10 protein-coding genes and 2 pseudogenes are annotated in these 16,766 nt (G+C 59.6%); 7 read left to right on the top strand and 5 right to left on the bottom strand.

Going from position 1 to position 16,766, the window contains the following annotated elements; genetic code table 11:
- The first annotated feature begins 6 nt into the window (after positions 1-6).
- Positions 7-1,455 carry a DNA phosphorothioation-associated putative methyltransferase gene (locus ACFYYW_RS47710; RefSeq protein WP_387660869.1) on the top strand — a complete coding sequence of 483 codons (1,449 nt, stop codon included), beginning with the start codon at positions 7-9 and terminating at the stop codon, positions 1,453-1,455.
- Here the strand turns inward: ACFYYW_RS47710 and dndA are convergent.
- A complete protein-coding gene (dndA, locus tag ACFYYW_RS47705) occupies positions 1,442-2,608 on the bottom strand; it encodes a cysteine desulfurase DndA (RefSeq protein ID WP_387660867.1) in 1,167 nt (388 codons plus the stop codon). The genes ACFYYW_RS47710 and dndA overlap by 14 nt on opposite strands.
- A 69-nt stretch (positions 2,609-2,677) precedes the next feature.
- Here dndA and dndB point away from each other — a divergent pair, with 69 nt between their 5' ends.
- From dndB to dndE, 4 genes are read left to right on the top strand one after another with little or no spacing between them, the layout of a single operon-like run.
- Positions 2,678-3,808: a DNA sulfur modification protein DndB gene (gene dndB, locus ACFYYW_RS47700; RefSeq protein WP_387660864.1), complete on the top strand. Its 1,131-nt coding sequence runs from the start codon at positions 2,678-2,680 to the stop codon at positions 3,806-3,808.
- On the top strand, positions 3,805-5,328 hold the full coding sequence (gene dndC, locus ACFYYW_RS47695) for a DNA phosphorothioation system sulfurtransferase DndC (RefSeq protein WP_387660861.1): 1,524 nt from the start codon (positions 3,805-3,807) through the stop codon (positions 5,326-5,328). The genes dndB and dndC overlap by 4 nt, the downstream gene beginning before the upstream one ends.
- On the top strand, positions 5,315-7,303 hold the full coding sequence (gene dndD, locus ACFYYW_RS47690; protein ID WP_387660858.1) for a DNA sulfur modification protein DndD: 1,989 nt from the start codon (positions 5,315-5,317) through the stop codon (positions 7,301-7,303). The genes dndC and dndD overlap by 14 nt, the downstream gene beginning before the upstream one ends.
- Positions 7,293-7,670, top strand: coding sequence for a DNA sulfur modification protein DndE (gene dndE, locus ACFYYW_RS47685; RefSeq protein WP_387660855.1), 378 nt, complete (start codon positions 7,293-7,295; stop codon positions 7,668-7,670). The genes dndD and dndE overlap by 11 nt, the downstream gene beginning before the upstream one ends.
- A gap of 230 nt (positions 7,671-7,900) precedes the next feature.
- Here dndE and ACFYYW_RS47680 read toward each other — a convergent pair.
- Positions 7,901-8,671, bottom strand: a pseudogene (locus ACFYYW_RS47680) (transposase family protein).
- A gap of 251 nt (positions 8,672-8,922) precedes the next feature.
- On the opposite strand from ACFYYW_RS47680, the pseudogene ACFYYW_RS47675 reads away from it, so the two are divergent.
- Positions 8,923-9,643, top strand: a pseudogene (locus tag ACFYYW_RS47675) (transposase family protein); the annotation flags it as partial.
- Between the two features lie 669 nt (positions 9,644-10,312).
- Here the strand turns inward: ACFYYW_RS47675 and ACFYYW_RS47670 are convergent.
- Together ACFYYW_RS47670 and ACFYYW_RS47665 are read right to left on the bottom strand one after the other, a co-directional pair.
- Positions 10,313-11,155, bottom strand: coding sequence for an HNH endonuclease (locus ACFYYW_RS47670; RefSeq protein ID WP_387660892.1), 843 nt, complete (start codon positions 11,153-11,155; stop codon positions 10,313-10,315).
- Positions 11,156-11,271: 116 nt separating this feature from the next.
- Positions 11,272-12,990 carry a hypothetical protein gene (locus tag ACFYYW_RS47665; RefSeq protein WP_387660852.1) on the bottom strand — a complete coding sequence of 573 codons (1,719 nt, stop codon included), beginning with the start codon at positions 12,988-12,990 and terminating at the stop codon, positions 11,272-11,274.
- 503 nt (positions 12,991-13,493) lie between these two features.
- On the opposite strand from ACFYYW_RS47665, the gene ACFYYW_RS47660 reads away from it, so the two are divergent.
- Positions 13,494-13,805, top strand: a complete 312-nt coding sequence (locus ACFYYW_RS47660; RefSeq protein ID WP_387660849.1) for a hypothetical protein — start codon at positions 13,494-13,496, stop codon at positions 13,803-13,805.
- A gap of 914 nt (positions 13,806-14,719) precedes the next feature.
- Here the strand turns inward: ACFYYW_RS47660 and ACFYYW_RS47655 are convergent.
- Positions 14,720-16,612, bottom strand: a complete 1,893-nt coding sequence (locus ACFYYW_RS47655) for an AIPR family protein (protein WP_387660846.1) — start codon at positions 16,610-16,612, stop codon at positions 14,720-14,722.
- Positions 16,613-16,766 lie beyond the last annotated feature (154 nt).

Genomic DNA, 16,766 nt, shown 5'->3' with positions numbered 1-16,766 from the left:
GGGCACGTGAGCCTCGCACAGCAGCCAGGCGGCGCCTGGGAGACCGAGCGCCGCCTCACCGCCATCGGCAGAACCGGTCTCTCAGTACCGGCCCGTCAGGCCGTGGTCGATCAACAGATCACGCCCGAACGCTCTGTCCTGGATTACGGATGTGGACGGGGTGACGACGTTCGTGCCCTGCACAATCTGGCCGATCAGGTCACTGGTTGGGATCCGCACTACCATCCAGACGGTCACCTCGCCCCCGCAGATGTCGTGCTCCTGACCTACGTGCTCAACATCATTGAGGACCCCGAAGAACGACGCCAAACCCTCCTGCGAGCATGGGATCTCGCAGAGGAAACGCTGATCGTCTCCACCCGGCTCACCTGGGAGAAGTCAAAGGTCAAAGGAACGGGTTTTGGTGACGGGGTTCTCACGAGTCGCCGCACTTTCCAGCACCTATTCGGGGCCAACGAGCTGCGAAGCTACGTCGAAGACGTCACGGGCGTGCGAAGTGTCTCAGCCACGCCAGGAGTCGTCTACGCCTTCAAGCGAGACGAGGCGCGTCTCAGCTATCTGGCTCGTCGTATTGCGCCAGCGGCAACGTGGCTAGCGTCTGACGACGCAGCATCAGCGATCGCCGCGGTGATCGATTACACCGAACAGCGCGGCCGCGTGCCACGGGTGGAAGAGATGCCGGCCCCCATGGTGGAGCTCCTTGCACACTTGAGTCCAGGCGAGCTCCACAGACTCGTACGTGCGTCGGCTGATGCCGACAAGATTGCCGAAGCCGCTAGGCAGTCGACGCTCACCACGCTTCTCTTCCTCGGAGTCGAGCTCTTCAACGGTCGTGGGCCCTTCGGCTGCCTTCCGCTATCGGTGCAGCTCGACGTCAGAGCCTTCTTCAACTCCTATAAGGAGGCATGCCTTCGAGCCGATCGGCTGCTGCTCAAGCTCCGCGACGATGCCTATGTCCGTGGCGCAATGAACGGATCAAAGGTCGGCAAGCTCACTCCTACAGCTCTGTATGTGCATGGTCGGGCTGTCGAGCACATGCCTGTCGTGCTTCGCCTGTACGAACACTGCGCCTCTCTTGCGGCAGGCCGCCCTCCAGAGTGGACGGTGGCCAAGCTGCGGCACCAAGGCAGGGGAGTGAGCTGGCTCGACTACCCAGAGTTCGACGACGACCCGCATCCCAGACTGAGGTCTTCATACATGGTGGATCTCACCACGCTGAAAACCTCGTTCATGTCATACGAGCAGTCGACGAACCGGCCACTTTTGCACCGCAAGCATGAGTTCCTGCATCCCGATGATCCGGACGTACCCAAGTACCGTCGCCTCACCGACAGCGAGCTTCGGGCAGGCCTTTATGCTCAGCCGCATCTCATCGGCACAGAGCAAGGTTGGGAAGCCGAGCTCGCCCGGTGCGGGCGCCAGCTTCGTGGCCACCGCTTGATCAAGCGAGCGTAGAGGTCTGCACGCCGGCTTGGTAGCCGGCGATCACGTCTACGAACTCGTCGACATCGAGCTCGTTCGCTTGGTCGGGGAACCAGGACAACCGAAGACCGTTGCTGATCTGCTCTTGAGGCAACTGCATCGCGGCCAACACATGGCTCGGGGTGTAGGAGGCACTCGTGCAGGCAGAGCCGGTTGCAACCGCAGCGTAGCTCTTCAATTGCAAGATCAATGCTTCAGCATCCACGCCCTCGAAGGAGAGGTTGAGGATATGCGGCATCACGTGTTCTTGGTCGCCGTGCAGATGGAAGCGGGTCTTGCGCAGCGCGGCGAGGAGCCGTGAACGGAACTCCTCAGCAGCGGCCAGCCACTTTGTGCGTTCAATTTCGAAGGTCTCGAGCGCAGTCGAGAGACCCGCGATGAGCGGGACGGGAAGCGTCCCTGGTCGCAGACCGCGCTCTTGCCCGCCCCCGAACATCAATGGCTTCAAGGGCGCTGCCACCCGACCTCTGCGCCGCACGACGAGCCCGCCAATCCCCTTGGGGGCGCCGATCTTGTGGCCGCTAAAGCTGATGAGATCGATGGGTGCACGCAGACTCTCCGGCAGTTTGCCGAAGCCCTGTGCAGCATCCACGTGGAAGTACGTCTCAGTGGCGCGAAGATGCTCAGCTAGCTCAGCGACGGGTTGGATCACGCCGGTCTCGTTGTTGACCTGCATGACGGAGACAAGCAGGGTGTCGGGCCGTACCCGGTCAAGGACCGCCCCTACACTCACCCGTCCAGACGGGCCGGGCTCGATCAGATCGATCTCGAACCCTTGAGCCTCCAGGTGCTCGAGAGGCTCGAGGACAGCCTTGTGCTCAATGGCAGTACTGACAATGTGCCGGCGGCCATGTTCGGCCCCGTAGGGAGCCAGACCAAGCAGGGCGATGTTGTTGCTCTCGGTGGCGCCGCTGGTGAAAATCAGCTCATCTGGGCGGACTCCGAGGTGGGTGGCGATGCCTTCGCGGGCACGCGCGACAGCCTTCTTAGCACGTGTACCGTACTCGTGCGTGCGCGAGCCGGCATTGCCGAAATCTTCGGACATCCAGTGCAGGACGACCTCTGCCACTTGTGGCAGTACCCTCGTTGTTGCCGCGGCATCGAGGTAGGCGACCACGGTCTTCACCAGCTCTCATCTTGCGAGTTCCGACAACGTGTGTACGTTAAAACGCTAACGTACGATAGCCTGTGTCGGGTGGGAACACACGGGCTGGGGCGACAAGATGGAGACGCGACGACTGCGGGCTTCGAGTACATCTTCCCAGCGATCCGGGGCGTGCAGGCAGGGCGTGAGTACTACGTCTCCATGTGTCCTCTGCGTCTCATCCCCAAGATCTTTCTGTTCGATGAGGACGAGCTCGCGCCCGAGGTCAGGGCGCAACGGGTCCTGAATAAAGGTCGTGTCCCAGCACTTGCACGCTATATCCTGGAAAATCCAGACGATTACGTGTTTAGCGCGCTTACCGCATCAGTCGATGGATCGATGCGGTTTATTGGGGTTTCCGATCAAGGCCCTGGGATGAGGGTGGGGCAGCTCCACATCCCCATGGCATCGCGCTTTCTGATCAACGACGGACAGCATCGTCGAGCCGCCATCGAAGCCGCACTCAGAGAAAATCCGCCGCTAGGTGACGAGACAATCGCTGTCGTCTTCTTCCACGACGCCGGCCTTGAGCGCAGCCAGCAGATGTTCGCCGATCTCAACCGCCATGCGGTACGCCCTGCACGATCCATCGGCGTGCTTTATGACCACAGGGACGAGCTCTCCCAGCTCACACGGCTGCTGGCACTGAAATGCCCAGTGTTTAGAAACTATGTCGAGATGGAGAGCAGCACTCTCTCGGCACGATCGCGCAGGCTCTTCACCTTGAGCGCACTGTACTCGGCCACCAGCGCCCTGCTCCAGGGGCTCGAAGTGGAAGGTAAGCAGGGGGAGAGCCTTGCATGGAGCTTCTGGGAAGCCGTCGACGAGCTGATTCCAGACTGGCGCGAGGTCCGCGGACGCGCCCTGTCAGCTGCTGAGATGCGCAAGCAGTACCTCCACACACACGGCATCGCGCTCCACGCACTAGGCCTCCTCGGGAACACACTGCTACGAGAATCGCTTGATCCAGAAGAGTGGAAGCCTCGGCTCGCGCCGCTGCAGGACGTCGACTGGTCGCGTACCAACCCTGACTGGGAAGGGCGCGCGATCATCGGCGGCCGGGTCTCGAAGAATCACCAAAATGTCGTACTCACAGTGAATTATCTTCGACAGCAACTTGGTCTCGAACTGAGCATCGAGGAGCAGCAGGCCGAAGCCGCTTACCAACGAGGAGAGCGATGAGCACCCCGACACCTAGTGTCGTCATGCTGAACACACCGACCCGGCGGACCGTTCCGTTCGAAGGCCAGGGCGGTCTTGCCACCGTTGTGAGCGAGCTCACCGCAGAAATTCGAGAACTCTACCTAGCTGACCAGGTTCCCTGGGTCGTGGGTTACAGCGGAGGCAAAGACTCCACAGCCGTCCTTCAGCTCGTATGGATGGCCTTGCAAGGGCTCGAGCTGGAGCAACGCACCAAGCCGGTCTATGTCATCAGCACCGACACCTTGGTGGAAAACCCTGTCGTTGCTGCATGGGTTACCCAATCGCTCGAAACCATGCGCAAAGCTGCGGAAGCGCAGCAACTGCCCATTCAGCCTAATAGGCTGACGCCTGAGGTTAAGGACACGTTCTGGGTAGGGCTCATCGGAAAGGGCTACCCAGCTCCTAGCCCAAAGTTCCGTTGGTGCACCGAACGCCTAAAGATTCGCCCTTCGAACTCCTTTATCAGAAGAGTGGTTCATGACCACGGCGAGGCCATTCTGGTCTTGGGCATCAGGAAGGCGGAAAGTCAAGCACGTGCACGCGTGATGGAACGCCATGAGAAGCGGCGGGTTCGTGAGCGTCTCTCGCCCAACGGAAATCTACCGAACTCACTCGTCTATAGCCCGGTCGAAGCCTGGAGCAACGACGAGGTGTGGACCTTCCTGATGCAGCAACCTAACCCTTGGGGTCATCCCAACAAGGATCTCCTTACGATGTACCAAGGTGCATCAAGTGACGGCGAATGCCCGCTAGTGGTCGATAACACCACGCCCTCCTGCGGGGATAGTCGTTTCGGTTGCTGGACCTGCACTCTCGTGGACAAAGACAAGTCCATGTCAGCCATGATCCAGAATGACGAAGAGAAGGGGTGGATGCTCCCGCTCCTGGAGCTTCGTGACGAGCTTGACGTGCCCGAAAACAGTCACTTGCGCGACTTCCGCAAGATGAATGGCACCATCCAGCTGGTGGGCGATCGCAATATTCCCGGACCTTACACACAAAAGGCGCGCGAAGACTGGCTGCGGAAGCTCCTGAACGCTCAGGCTTGGATCAGGGAAAACGCGCCAGAGTACGTCCAAGGGATCGAGCTGATCACCATGGACGAGCTCCATGAGATCCGGCGTATCTGGGTCTTCGAGAAGCACGAGATCGAAGATTCGCTTCCCCGCATCTACAAAGAGGAGATCGGAGAAGACTTCCCTGGTGAACCGCTAGACCAGCACCTGGCAGTGGCGGCCGATGAGGTTGAACTGCTGCTAGAGGTCTGCGATGGAGACGATCTCCACTTCAAGACAATGCGCGAGCTGCTGTCGGTTGAACGAAACTTCCGGACGATGACCCGCCGTTCTGGGCTTTTCGACGCGCTCGAAAGTACTATCAAGCGCGGATACTACGTGGATGCAGAAGATGCGCTAGAGCTCGCTCGCCGTAACCACCAAAACAAGATCGCCCCACGACTGCCCGGACTGGATGAAGTGAGCCCCGATGCTCTTGCATGAAATCACGCTAGAGAACTTCGGCGCATACAAGGGTAAGCAAAGCCTGTCGCTGTCTCCTAAGCCAGGCCGGCCTATCATTCTGATCGGCGGACTCAACGGATGCGGTAAGACAACACTGCTTGATGCCATCCAGCTGGCGCTCTATGGCGCCCGCGCACGATGCAGTGGGCGAGGTAACCGCTCCTACGAGGCATTTCTGCGCGACAGCGTGAACCGCCAGGCAACCCCTAAGCAAGCTGGTGTGAAGCTCTGGTTCTCGACAACCATTGAGGGAGAACAGCGGCACTACCGGATCGAGCGATACTGGAAAATCTCCGGAAAAACCGTCCCAGAGTCACTCGAAGTATTCGTGAACGGCGAATACGACAGGGCCATCAGCGAAACATGGGCGAACTACGTAGAGGATCTCCTCCCTCTCGAAGTCGCGTCGCTGTTCTTCTTTGACGGTGAAAAGATCGAGTCACTCGCGGATCCGGAGCGCGCGGCCCCCGTCATCGAGTCAGCTGTGCAGTCTCTTCTTGGAGTGAGCACGGTCGAGCAGCTACGGACGGACCTGCTGGCCCTTCAGCGCCGTCAGAAGGTCACCGAGCAGGACGAGGCGGTCCTCGGACAGATCGCTGCCATCGAAGCTCAGCTAGAAGAGACCGAGCTGGCCAAAGCTGATGCCCTACAGCATGTAGCGGCGGTCAGGGCAGATCTCCTGCATGCGAAGAAGGAGCTCAAGGACATTGAGACCAAGTTCGCGAAGCAGGGAGGAGACCTTTTCCAGCGTCGTGCTGAGCTGCAGGCCCACAGGGACCAGGCTGAAAGACGACTTGCTGCCGTAAGGGAAACTCTGGCCAGCGCCGTGGCCGCAGGCCCACTGCCTCTCCTTCTCCTTCAGTCTCGATTCGCTGCGCTTAAGTCGCAGGTCGAAAGGGAGCAGGAAGCAACTCGTGCAGAGCAGATGCTCGGTGCCTTGCAGGAGAGGGATACAAAGCTCCTCGCCCTACTCGGCGAGGCGCAGGACACGACCGCGCTCAAGCAGGTGGCGGAGTTCCTGGAGAAGGACAGGTCCACGTGGAGCTCTAAGGCCGAGACTCCTAAGCCGATCCAGATGTCCTCCACCGGAATCAAGCAGCTCCAGCTCCTTGATTCAGTTCTCGCGGCCGAGACGCACCGAGGGCGCGAACTGCTGGCCGAGTCTGCGGACCTTCGCCGCCAGCTGGACACCCTTGACCGACAGCTCGCCGGCGTCCCCGCCGAGGACGCCATCGCGGACCTGATCGCCCAGCAGGAGAAGGCGCGGCAGAAGGTCACTGACCTAGAGCGCGAGCTGCGGGCAGTAGAAGAGGCACATGCCGCCCACACTCGTGAGCATGAACAGCTCGTGACAGCTCGTGATCGCGCATATAGCAAACGAGCCATCGACATCGCGAAGATAGAGCATCGCTCGCGCGTCGTCTCCTATTCCGAGCGCGCACGCAACACGCTCGAGAAGTTCGGCGAGCTTCTCCTCAAGAGACACATCAACCGTCTTGAGGTCGCCGTACTGGATAGCTTCACCCGTCTCATGCGGAAAGACGGGCTAGTCAAGGACCTCCGCATCGACACAAGTAAGTTCACGCTGGTACTGATCAACGAAGACGGCGAGGAACTCAATCCCACACGCCTGAGCGCGGGTGAGCGGCAACTTCTCGCAGTATCTCTGCTCTGGGGACTGGCACGAGTCGCCGGAAACCGTCTACCGAGTGTAATCGACACTCCGCTGGGCCGCCTGGACAGTCGCCATCGCCAGAACTTGGTCACCCGATACTTCCCGCAAGCAAGCCACCAAGTCTTGTTGCTTTCAACCGATGAAGAGATCACTGACGATCTCTTGAAGAGCCTCATCCCGTCGATCGCACAGACATACACGCTTGTGCATGACGACACAACGTTCACTACCACCGTCGAGCGTGGTTACGGGTGGGGGAAGACACGCTATGTCGCTTGACACAATCCGGTTGTCGCAGCCGGCCAAGGACCAGCTCATCAAGCTGAAGCGGGTCACAGGTATCAAGACGTGGAATGTGCTATGCCGGTGGGCGCTGGCTACCTCGCTCGCTGATGAGAGTACCCCGCTGGTTCGAGATATCGTGGCTGATTCAAATCTCGAGATGTCGTGGCGTACATTCGCGGGAGATCAGAGGGATCTGTACCTGGCGCTGCTGCGGCAGCGCTGTGTTGCGGAAGGGGAGCAGCCGAGTGATGAAGTGATTGCCCGGCTGCTGAGTATTCATCTGCATCGGGGGATCGGATATCTATCCGGACGAACGGATATGAAGTCCATCGAAGACCTCGTTGCTACCGTCATTAGATAGACGCGCTTCGGTCGGCATGGTGGTAGATCAAGCATCGCCTGATCTACCCACCAAGCGGGACTTAACCTCGCCTAAACTACGAAGACCTTGCCAGCGTCTGCGAGTAGGCTGGCGAACGGAGAGCCGTACTGCGTTCAGATTCCATGCTGAAGGCGAGCCGAGAGCTTGAGTAACAGAGCTCTCGTTCAATCTGAACAGGGCTGCTTGGCTGAGGATTCCTTGACCTCTTTTCATCCTCGGGCGACTTCGTAGTTCTGCAGAAGAGCGATGGCCTTGCAGAGGTGCCCAGCTTTGAGTGGGCAGCAGCGGAGCTTCCGCAGGATGCGCCAGGTCTTGAGCTGGGCGTTGGCACGTTCGCCTGGACCGCGAAGGCGGGCGTGTGATCGGTTGGCACGCTTCTGAGAGGCGGGCTTATCTCTGCCCTTGTAGGGCGTGATAACCGGACCACCGGCACCCTGGTAGCCCTTGTCCGCCAAGACAACGATCCCGGCCCGTTCCAGCTCCCTCAGGATGCCCCAGATCCGGGCAGCGCTGAGATCGTGCGCCTTGCCCGGCAGTGCCCCTGAGGTCCACAGGATCGCCCCGTCCGGTGCGGCGATCACCTGGATGTTCATCCCGTGCACGCGGTGCTTGCCGGAGAAGTACGGGCGGTCGGCGGCGACCCGGTCGGTGCGGATCAGCGTGCCGTCCAGCACCAGGTAGTGCACCCCATCGCGGCGGGCCTTGCGCAGCGCCTGCCCGATCTTGGGCGAACGCGCCGACAGCAGCATCACGGTCTCCTCCACATACCGCCAGGCGGTCGCGGTGGAGACGCCGAACCCGGCCCCAGCTCGGTGAACGTCTCCCCCTTGCGCAGGTGAACCAGCACCAGCAGGGCCTGCTGTCCCCGGGTTGAGCAGCCGCCAGGCCGACTTGATCGCCTTACGATGCCGGCGGATCACTCCGGCGACGTAGTTCAGCGTTGAACGCGACAAATCGACGGCGGCACGATAAAACAGCATCCGAGGCCCCTGGTTGTGACGGATCTGGTTGTGGTGATCAATCCATCTACCAGGGGTTTCTTACGTCGTCAGGCGATCGCCAAGCTCGCGATCAGGCTGTGACCAGCGCCCTGCCGCCAGGGGATGAAAAAGCCTCCTTGTTGAGAGCAGCAACATTGAGGCATCTCCAACCTGATCGCACCGGTCGGCAGGTACAGCACTGAGGCGGTTGGCATGAGAAGAGGCTCCCGGTAAGACAGCAGTCGACCAAGATCCGATGCCTCTACCGGAGAGCCTCGTTCCGTGCCGCGATCCCGCTGTCCAATCACACCCTGACCCGCCTGGCGACACTGATCCGCGCTCAGCGGGGCGAGCGGCGCTGCCGGTGGCGACGACTGGACCCATCCCGGCAGGCTCTGCTCGTACTTGCCCACCTGCGCAACCGCGACACCTACGCCCGCCTGGCCGCCGGCTTAGTGTCGGCCCAACCACCGCCTGGCGCTACGTCCGCGAAACAGCCGATCTGCTCTGCTCGCCACGCTCGCCGACGACGTCCATACCGCCGTCTTACGCGCCGGTCGACTGGCCTACGTCATCCTGGACGGCACCTTGATTCCCATCGACCGCTTGGCCGACGAGCGCCCGTACTACTCCGGGAAACACCGCCGCCACGGCGTCAACGTGCAGGTCCTGGCCGATCCCACCGGCCGGCTCATCTGGGCCTCGCCCGCGCTGCCCGGTGCCACGCACGACCTGACCGCGGCCCGCGCCACCGGCCTGATCGACGCGCTGACCACGGCAGGGGTGAAGACCTTCGCCGACAAGGGCCATCAAGGCGCGGGCGGCAGCATCCGTACCCCGTTCAAAGGCCATCGGCTGCGTCCGCCACTTTTACGCCACCAGCGCTCGGTCAACCGTACCCACGCCCGCATCCGCGCCTGCGGGGAACGCGCCGTCGCCACCTTGAAGACCTGGAAGATCCTGTTCCGGCTCGGCGCAGGTAACCTTGGCTGGTCTTGTTGGTGGCCGCTGCGTTGGCCAGCACCGGGTCGGGGCGGCACTACCGAGACGAGCTACTCGGTTCCGATCCAGCCTCAGGCGGCAGAGCGCGATTCTGTCCTGCTCTTCGACCGGTTATCACCCGTCATCAGCGGCTTACTGCCCTGTTCACAACCTAAATGAGTCTTGGTGTGGTCAACTTGCTGCAGGAATCTCCAACCCATGGTTAACCGAGGCACCCTGCGCCCACCGGGTGGGCCCCTTCTGCGCATGGTCGGGCCGGCGCACACCTGTCCTATTCCGGTGCGCCCGAGGGGGCGCGCTCGCCGTCTTACCGATCTCGTCACCCACGTCCCTGCGCGCCTGCATCGCCACCGGGACCCGCTCGAAGTAGCCGGGCAAGCCGCTACTGATGCAGCTTGGTCTCGCTCGCGGCTCGAAAGAGTGACTTCACAAAGTGAGGGACCAGTTCCGGCCAACTCTAGCTGTGCCTTCGATCGCTGAGTCCCAATAACCATCCGAGTCTCTTCGAAGTTAGCTGCAAGCTCATGGTTGCCTACCACTTGGTGGAAGCGAGATCACTAGTGTCGGAAAATGAGACGGCAAGTCGTAGATTGACGGCGCTATTGCGTTAGCGAGTAGAGCACTATTGTCAACCTTCCTTCAGGTGCGTGACCTTGCAACTGAAAGTGATACGTATCTCTCATAAGCCCATGGATCGTGGTCGGAACAGTAGACGGCAAAGTTTGCTGGGTTTAGGGCGCCACGAGCATTGTGTGGTCCCGCGAACAGTTCGTGTGTATCCAAGGTCGCGCTACAGCCAGATGGTTCTTCGCAATAGCCTGTCATGCTAACCAGGCGTAAGACCCAGAAGGGCTGAGGAACTGTCACCCATCCCAGGTGTGGGTTTAGGATCTTTCCTAGAGCCCAAGAGCCCACATCGTACAAGCTGCCATATTTGCTCTTAACGCGATTGCACCAGCCGCAAGCTAGCCGCAGATTGCTGATGTCAGTCAAACCCCCGGCTGTGACCGGCCGTACATGGTCTACCTCTATCCTAAGGTCCCGTTGATTCAGGCCACGCGGTCGTGTGAAGTCCACGAACAGGGGATCAGCGATGGGGGCGTTAAGGCCTGATCTTGTAAGACGCGCACCAGCCTGGGGAGAGAATCGGTAGCCACAAAGATAGCATCGAGGGTCTGGTTGCGCATTGGACCAGAGAAACCTCCTGTCGGCGAGCGTGATGCTGTGTCTCTTCCTCGCACGGCGCTGTAGGATTTCTCCCCAAGCTATCTCAGTGATTGTTGCGGCGAGCTGCTTGACCTCGTTGAGTGGAAGGGTTGGATAGCGGCGTCGGATCTCGCGGAGGATCTCAATTCCTAGATGAAGGATATGCTTACTCTCATCGTTCACATAAATAGCCAGATCGGCTACGCTCTCGATGAACCACCAGGCGTGAAGTACAGTTACATCAGCTTCTAGGAGTAACTGTTTCGGCCCAAGCATCTGGTTTGGCACCTTAAGTCTCGCGAGTTCTTGAAGTGCCTTACGGTCCCAGCGATTCCTATCAAGCTCCTCCAGAGAACGGAGGAAGCCCCGCACTTGATTCGACTGCATGGCTTCTACTTGGGGACGTACTCGTTGACCTTGGGAAGGCCAGCGGATGGATCGCGCCTATATTCCGACCATAGGGATGCCCACTTCACCTTCACGGGCCGCTGATCCTTTTTCATACCTGTGGGTAGTGGCCATTCGCGCGCAAAATAGGAGTCTTTGGCCCCGTCGAGCCAGTCCTCGAATGTTGCATCCACGTCGGCCATGTGATTAAGCGTCCTTTTGCGCATGCAGAGATACTCGAAGTAATCAGCCGCCAAGATCGTGAGGCTGACCATGTTGAAGAGGTTTCCTCTACTGCTTCCCCATGCATTAGGGGCTCGCATGTCATCGATCACACCGAATTTATCTCTTACGAGAGAGAAGAACCGTATGAAGACTGGGCGCCAGGGGCCATCTGCCCTGCTCCATATCTCGAATTTGGCCTCGTCTGTATCCCCTTCGGATACCAGCTCGCTTTGAGGAAGCAATTCGCGTCGCCATTTTCTGGCATAATCGTTCTTCTGGCCATACAGCTTTCCGCCTGTAAGTTCACGGAAAATTTGAACGAGACCCTTAAGTACCGTCCATTGAAGATGCTCTGGATTGTCGCCAGCGATTCCGGTCTGGACCAGCTTCGCAAAAGGGCTTTCCTCGGCGCGAGTCAAGTAGGCGACCGCGCGCGAGTCGTCTAGCTGGATCTTAGCATTCCTAAGTCGTTGGGCAACTGGCTCGAGCTCCTCCTTGCTCAAACTCGTTGAGACGATGGTGCCGAGAAGGGCTTTTCCCATTGGGGTAGCCTTCTGATTAACTACGACGAACTGGAACACATGTTCGCTGGGGCTTTCATCCATAAGAAGCGACATGGGAAGCCATCGATCGTTGTGTTGGATGAGGTTGCTGGCGAGCGAGTCGGGATCAATCTCATCAGGATCAGGGCTATCTTCGCCGAAGAGGGCCTCCATCAGCCGCGTCTTTCCATCAGGTGTCTCGAGCGACGCTCGGGCCGCCCTGACTGCTCCACGAAGGCGATGCTGCCCGTCGACTAGGACCACCGGAAGGAGATAGGATTTTACGGCTTCTTTGGTAAACCCTACTATTGAATCGGGGTCTTCTTCCGGGGGGAATTTTTCGAGTGCGGCAATGCGAGTCCGAATCTCGATATAGAAGTCGACGATCCTGGTTTCTTCGGCGAGCAAGATGCCTGAGATGTCGTCTGAATCATCTGTCGATGGATCGAAATCGTCGTCACTATCGAGGTCATCCAGATCGGTGTCTGGATCGTGAGGCATCCCATGCTCTTTAGCTGCCTCTGCCAGGGTCCGCTGATAACGATCCTGGGGGATCGTCGCGTTTAGGAGCCCTGGTAGACGTTGCTCTAGTCGGTGGCGGAGTCGTCTAAGGAGATCCAAGAGCTTAAGCTCATCGAGACTGTCGTACTCGATGACGACGTGACCGATACTCGGCTCTTCGTCAACTTGCTCGAAAGTCACCGACTGCGCGTTTTGGAGGGCGCCAAGTAGCGGATTCTGGACGATGTTGTGTGGATTGTCGAAGAAAGCAGATATTTCGGTGACTCTGGATGGACTCTCTTCGCGCTGGAAGCCGACCGTTTCTTCGCCATGGAGCCGCTGCCGCTGGGGTACGCCTGCCCATTGCTCGATCTCTGTTGCTGGAGCTGAGAAGAGGATTAGCGGTTTTGCCTCAGGCGTTTGCCGCATCAGGCATGCGGGATAGCGGAAGTGCATGGCTCTCCTGCAAGTAGACGTTGGTCCTCGTCATGTTAGCGTCATGACCCTATTGGCGCGAGGTCAAGCTGTCCAAGCAACTACTCCCGATGTGCACTATATGTGCCGAGATGTCCCGAGTTAGCTGTTTGGGTCCTATGGGCCGCCTGTCTTCAGAACTTCCTTGGTGATGAGCGAGCCATCGAGAAGCGTCAGTGGGGGTTTGCGGGTAGAGTCTCGGTCACTGGAGCCTTGATGTGGCGGAGCCTTTCATGCCTGCGTGACATCGCTGTGCCCAAAGACGCAAATGCCTCACAAAGACGCTACCGATGGTGCTGTAACGGTGCTCGCGCGCAGAATGCGTCGGTTCTTAAGCTGCCTATTCGGACGTTCGGTGCCGGGCCTCGCCGCGCTGATCCGCGACCAAATGGGATATCGAGGCCCTACACCATATCCGCGAAGTCACCTGTCGCGAGGGCGCGTGCCGCGCGCGGACTGGAACAGCTCCCCGACTCGTAGCTACCGTGCGCAACCTGGCCGTCGGGCTGGCCCGTCCACTACCCGCAGTGATCCTGCCGACTCTCTTCAGCTACTCGGTCTCGTCACATGAGAACGCTTCGGGCCTGGAGGTGGCATTACTACTTTCTTTTCCGTCTGATGAGAGGAAAGCGGTATGGGACGACGGGCTTTCTGCGGGAGTTCGGCGCGAGGTGCTGGACCTGCTCGAAGCGGGCAATGCGGTCTCTGGCCTGGTTGGGGACCTGGACTTCGGTGCCCAGATGGCCCACCTATGGCGCGGGAAAGGCTGCATCGACCGCAGTCTGGACCAGGCCTGACTAGTAGAGAAGGCGGCCTGGCCGCGCCAAGCGCTGCATCTCCGAGCTGAAGACCATGTCACAGGACACCAGACGAGCGATCAAGCTTGTTCGGGAGGAGAAGGTCGAAGTCATCGTCGTGATGGTCACCGAAGTAATCTTGGCCGAGATCGCATGCCATGTCCTAGACTCTCGATGCCTGGCGGCGTCCCGCGCGACCAGTCACTCTCGCCAGAAACGATCCGGCACGCCTGACTGATCGACCTGATCCAGGAGCTGGCTCGCCATCAGCCCAGCCAGCCACTCTCGCCCAACTACAGGTGTTCATTTGGGGCGCCTACAACCACCACCGCCACCAATCTCTTCCATACTGCGCAATCTCCGTGGCCGTCTACCTGGCCCTGCATGCTGGCGGGAGTGAGCGCGATGCCCACACGTATGCCGCGCGACCGGATCGATCCTTCCGGCGTGGTCACCTTAGGCGTGGGACGCCGCCGCTCCACATCTGCATCGGACGTACTCACGTCCATAGACCCATGTCATCCTGTTGTCGACGACCGTACGTAGGGAGCGGCAATGCCTTCACTGGATAGCTTCCCCGCTACTGATCTCCGACTCCGCGGCTGTCAGCCTCAAACAAGAGAAGACCTGAACTCGTAGGTCCGAGGACCCTCGGGGGCTGAGACATCTCAGGTACCGCCCGGCGGGGGTAAGAACCTGCGGCACCCGCGGTAGGAGTGCGAGAGCTACTCCGCTTGCTTTGGCTGTTTGAGCTGGGCAAATAGCCTGCGCGGCGAGCAGTCTGCGCAAGATCATCCCGTAGATGTCCCCAATCTCGAGGCGAGAGCGGCCACGTTATCTGGTGGCAGACCGACCGACCCGGAGCACAGGGCCGCCAAGCCGAGCACCGGAAGCGGCAGCATTTATGGCTACTACTACTCCTCCTCACCGTCCTCTGACTTCGCGGCAGCGAGTATCTGCTCAGCCAACCAGACGAGGCTTCCCGCTTCCGGAACGGACCATCGGGCGGTACCGCGGACCGTCACAGGTGCTGATTCCCATCCGGCAAGCTTCCACATGTGCTGGACCAGCCCTGTCGGAGAGTAGCGCCGTCCATCTGCAGCCCAAAGGAGCGGCTTGGAGCGATGATTCACCCAGGTCGCAAGGCTTCTCTTGGGGTCGGCATTCAGCCAGCCCCTCATTGCTTGTTCCTCAGCCTCCCCGATGACAGCGAAGGACAGCGTTGTTCCTTCGGCAATCCGCCCCGCCTGTACTAGGGTGCTGACGGCCTTGGGCTTGGGCGGCTGCGGCTTCTTGGCACTTGTGTAGTCGATCTTAACCGCAGGTGTTGGAGTACCACTTGCCAGTCCGTCGAGAGTCAACTTCACCAGCTGCTTGCCACGCTCAACGTTCGCAAACGTACTGCGAATGTAAGACGTCTCTGTGAACAAGTCATCGATATGGAAGATCAAACGATCGACGACGTCTTCGATTAGCCTCGGTACCTCATGCAGGACATCTGACCACTCGTCGCTCTCGTCCTCCATATGGCCCAGACCTACATGCTGGAATATGATGTGGGCCACCAGCAAATCACCATGCTCAGCGACAGAAGCCCCTCTGCCGCGGCGGCTCTTTCTGGTCTCGTGGAGTGCCTCACGGACTACCCGGTGAAGTTGGACCGAACGCCAAATACTCTCCGCCGCCGGAGGCCTGCCGAACAACCGCGGATAAATTTTGCCGTCAGGGCGCCACACCTCATCCTGGTCAGCTCTAGCCCAGACGGCCAGTGCGGGATCACGGTGGGCGCATAGTAGGGCCATCCCCGCCTCAACCATTGAGCAACCTGACTCGGGTGGAGGGTCTAGCTCGCTGCGCTGGAAGGCGTAGGTCTTCTCGATCGTCAGCAGAAAGTCGTCCCGAATGCGCGCCTGAGTCGGATCGAGCGCAGCGTAGTCGCGGGGCTCAAAGTTGTTCTGTGTGTTCGCGGCCTTAGTGATCGATGTACCGAAGTCCTCGAACCCGCCCAGGGTCGAAATGATCTTTACTGCAACTTGAGCTCCGAGGCCGGCGTCCGGGTAGCGGGTCATGGCCTCATAGCAAGCCGACACCGTCTGTGCCCCATTGACCACACTGGCGTTGGTCAGGGTTAGCGTCCGCGGTCCGTTCGGTGCGCCCCTGCTCAGCGGGACAGAAGCGACTTCGTCGCACAGGATGGTTATGCCGTTATTGAAATACCAGAACACCTCGGGACGTTCGACAAGCGTCGAAATAATCTGGCTGTTCACCGGCGTTAATCCGAGGGACTGTCGGACATTCTTGGCGAACAGTCGCCCTCCATGCTCCGCGTACCACTGGCCAATCTCTCCGGCGGATACCATTCCGTGGAATGCCTCGTAGGGATCGGCGATGTGATGCCACTTCTCCATCGGCATTGACAACGTGATTTGTTCGACGAAGTCGCGCTGGATGATCTGAAGGGCCTCCATTTCCCCGAGCACTGTGTAACCCAACGGGAGATTTGGATCAGGAACGTTGAAATCGCGCTTAGCGTCCTTGAAGACCTTTTCTACATGCTCGTTTAGGCGTGTAGGGCCCATGAGTACTGGAAGAAGTGTGACATGTGCCCGAGGATGGTTGAGTATCTCGTTGATCCGGTCTGCGAGTGGTCGGTAGCGGTCGTTCAGCCAGTCATACTCGCGGTGACTGATGGCCTTGAATCCGTCAACCAATTTCAGCGCGGCGTTCATATCGGCTGAAGCCTTCGCCTGATCGCTCCACTTCGACTGAATCAGCCAGATACGCGGTGCGCCATCCAAGATGGCCACCGCGTCGATTCCGAAGTCATCCCATCCATCTACTACAAATGAACTCGCTGTTACTGAGTCACATCCTGTGAGGCTTCGGGCGAACAGGGCAGCCAACCCTCGGGACAGGAACACTTGATCTATGCTCCGCGCGTCACGATTTTTCACGTCGTCC

This window comes from Nonomuraea sp. NPDC001831 (genome assembly GCF_042892035.1).
Classification (GTDB): Bacteria; Actinomycetota; Actinomycetes; order Streptosporangiales; family Streptosporangiaceae; genus Nonomuraea.
Note: the sequence above shows the minus strand (reverse complement) of the source record. Positions and strands in the feature narration are given on the sequence as shown.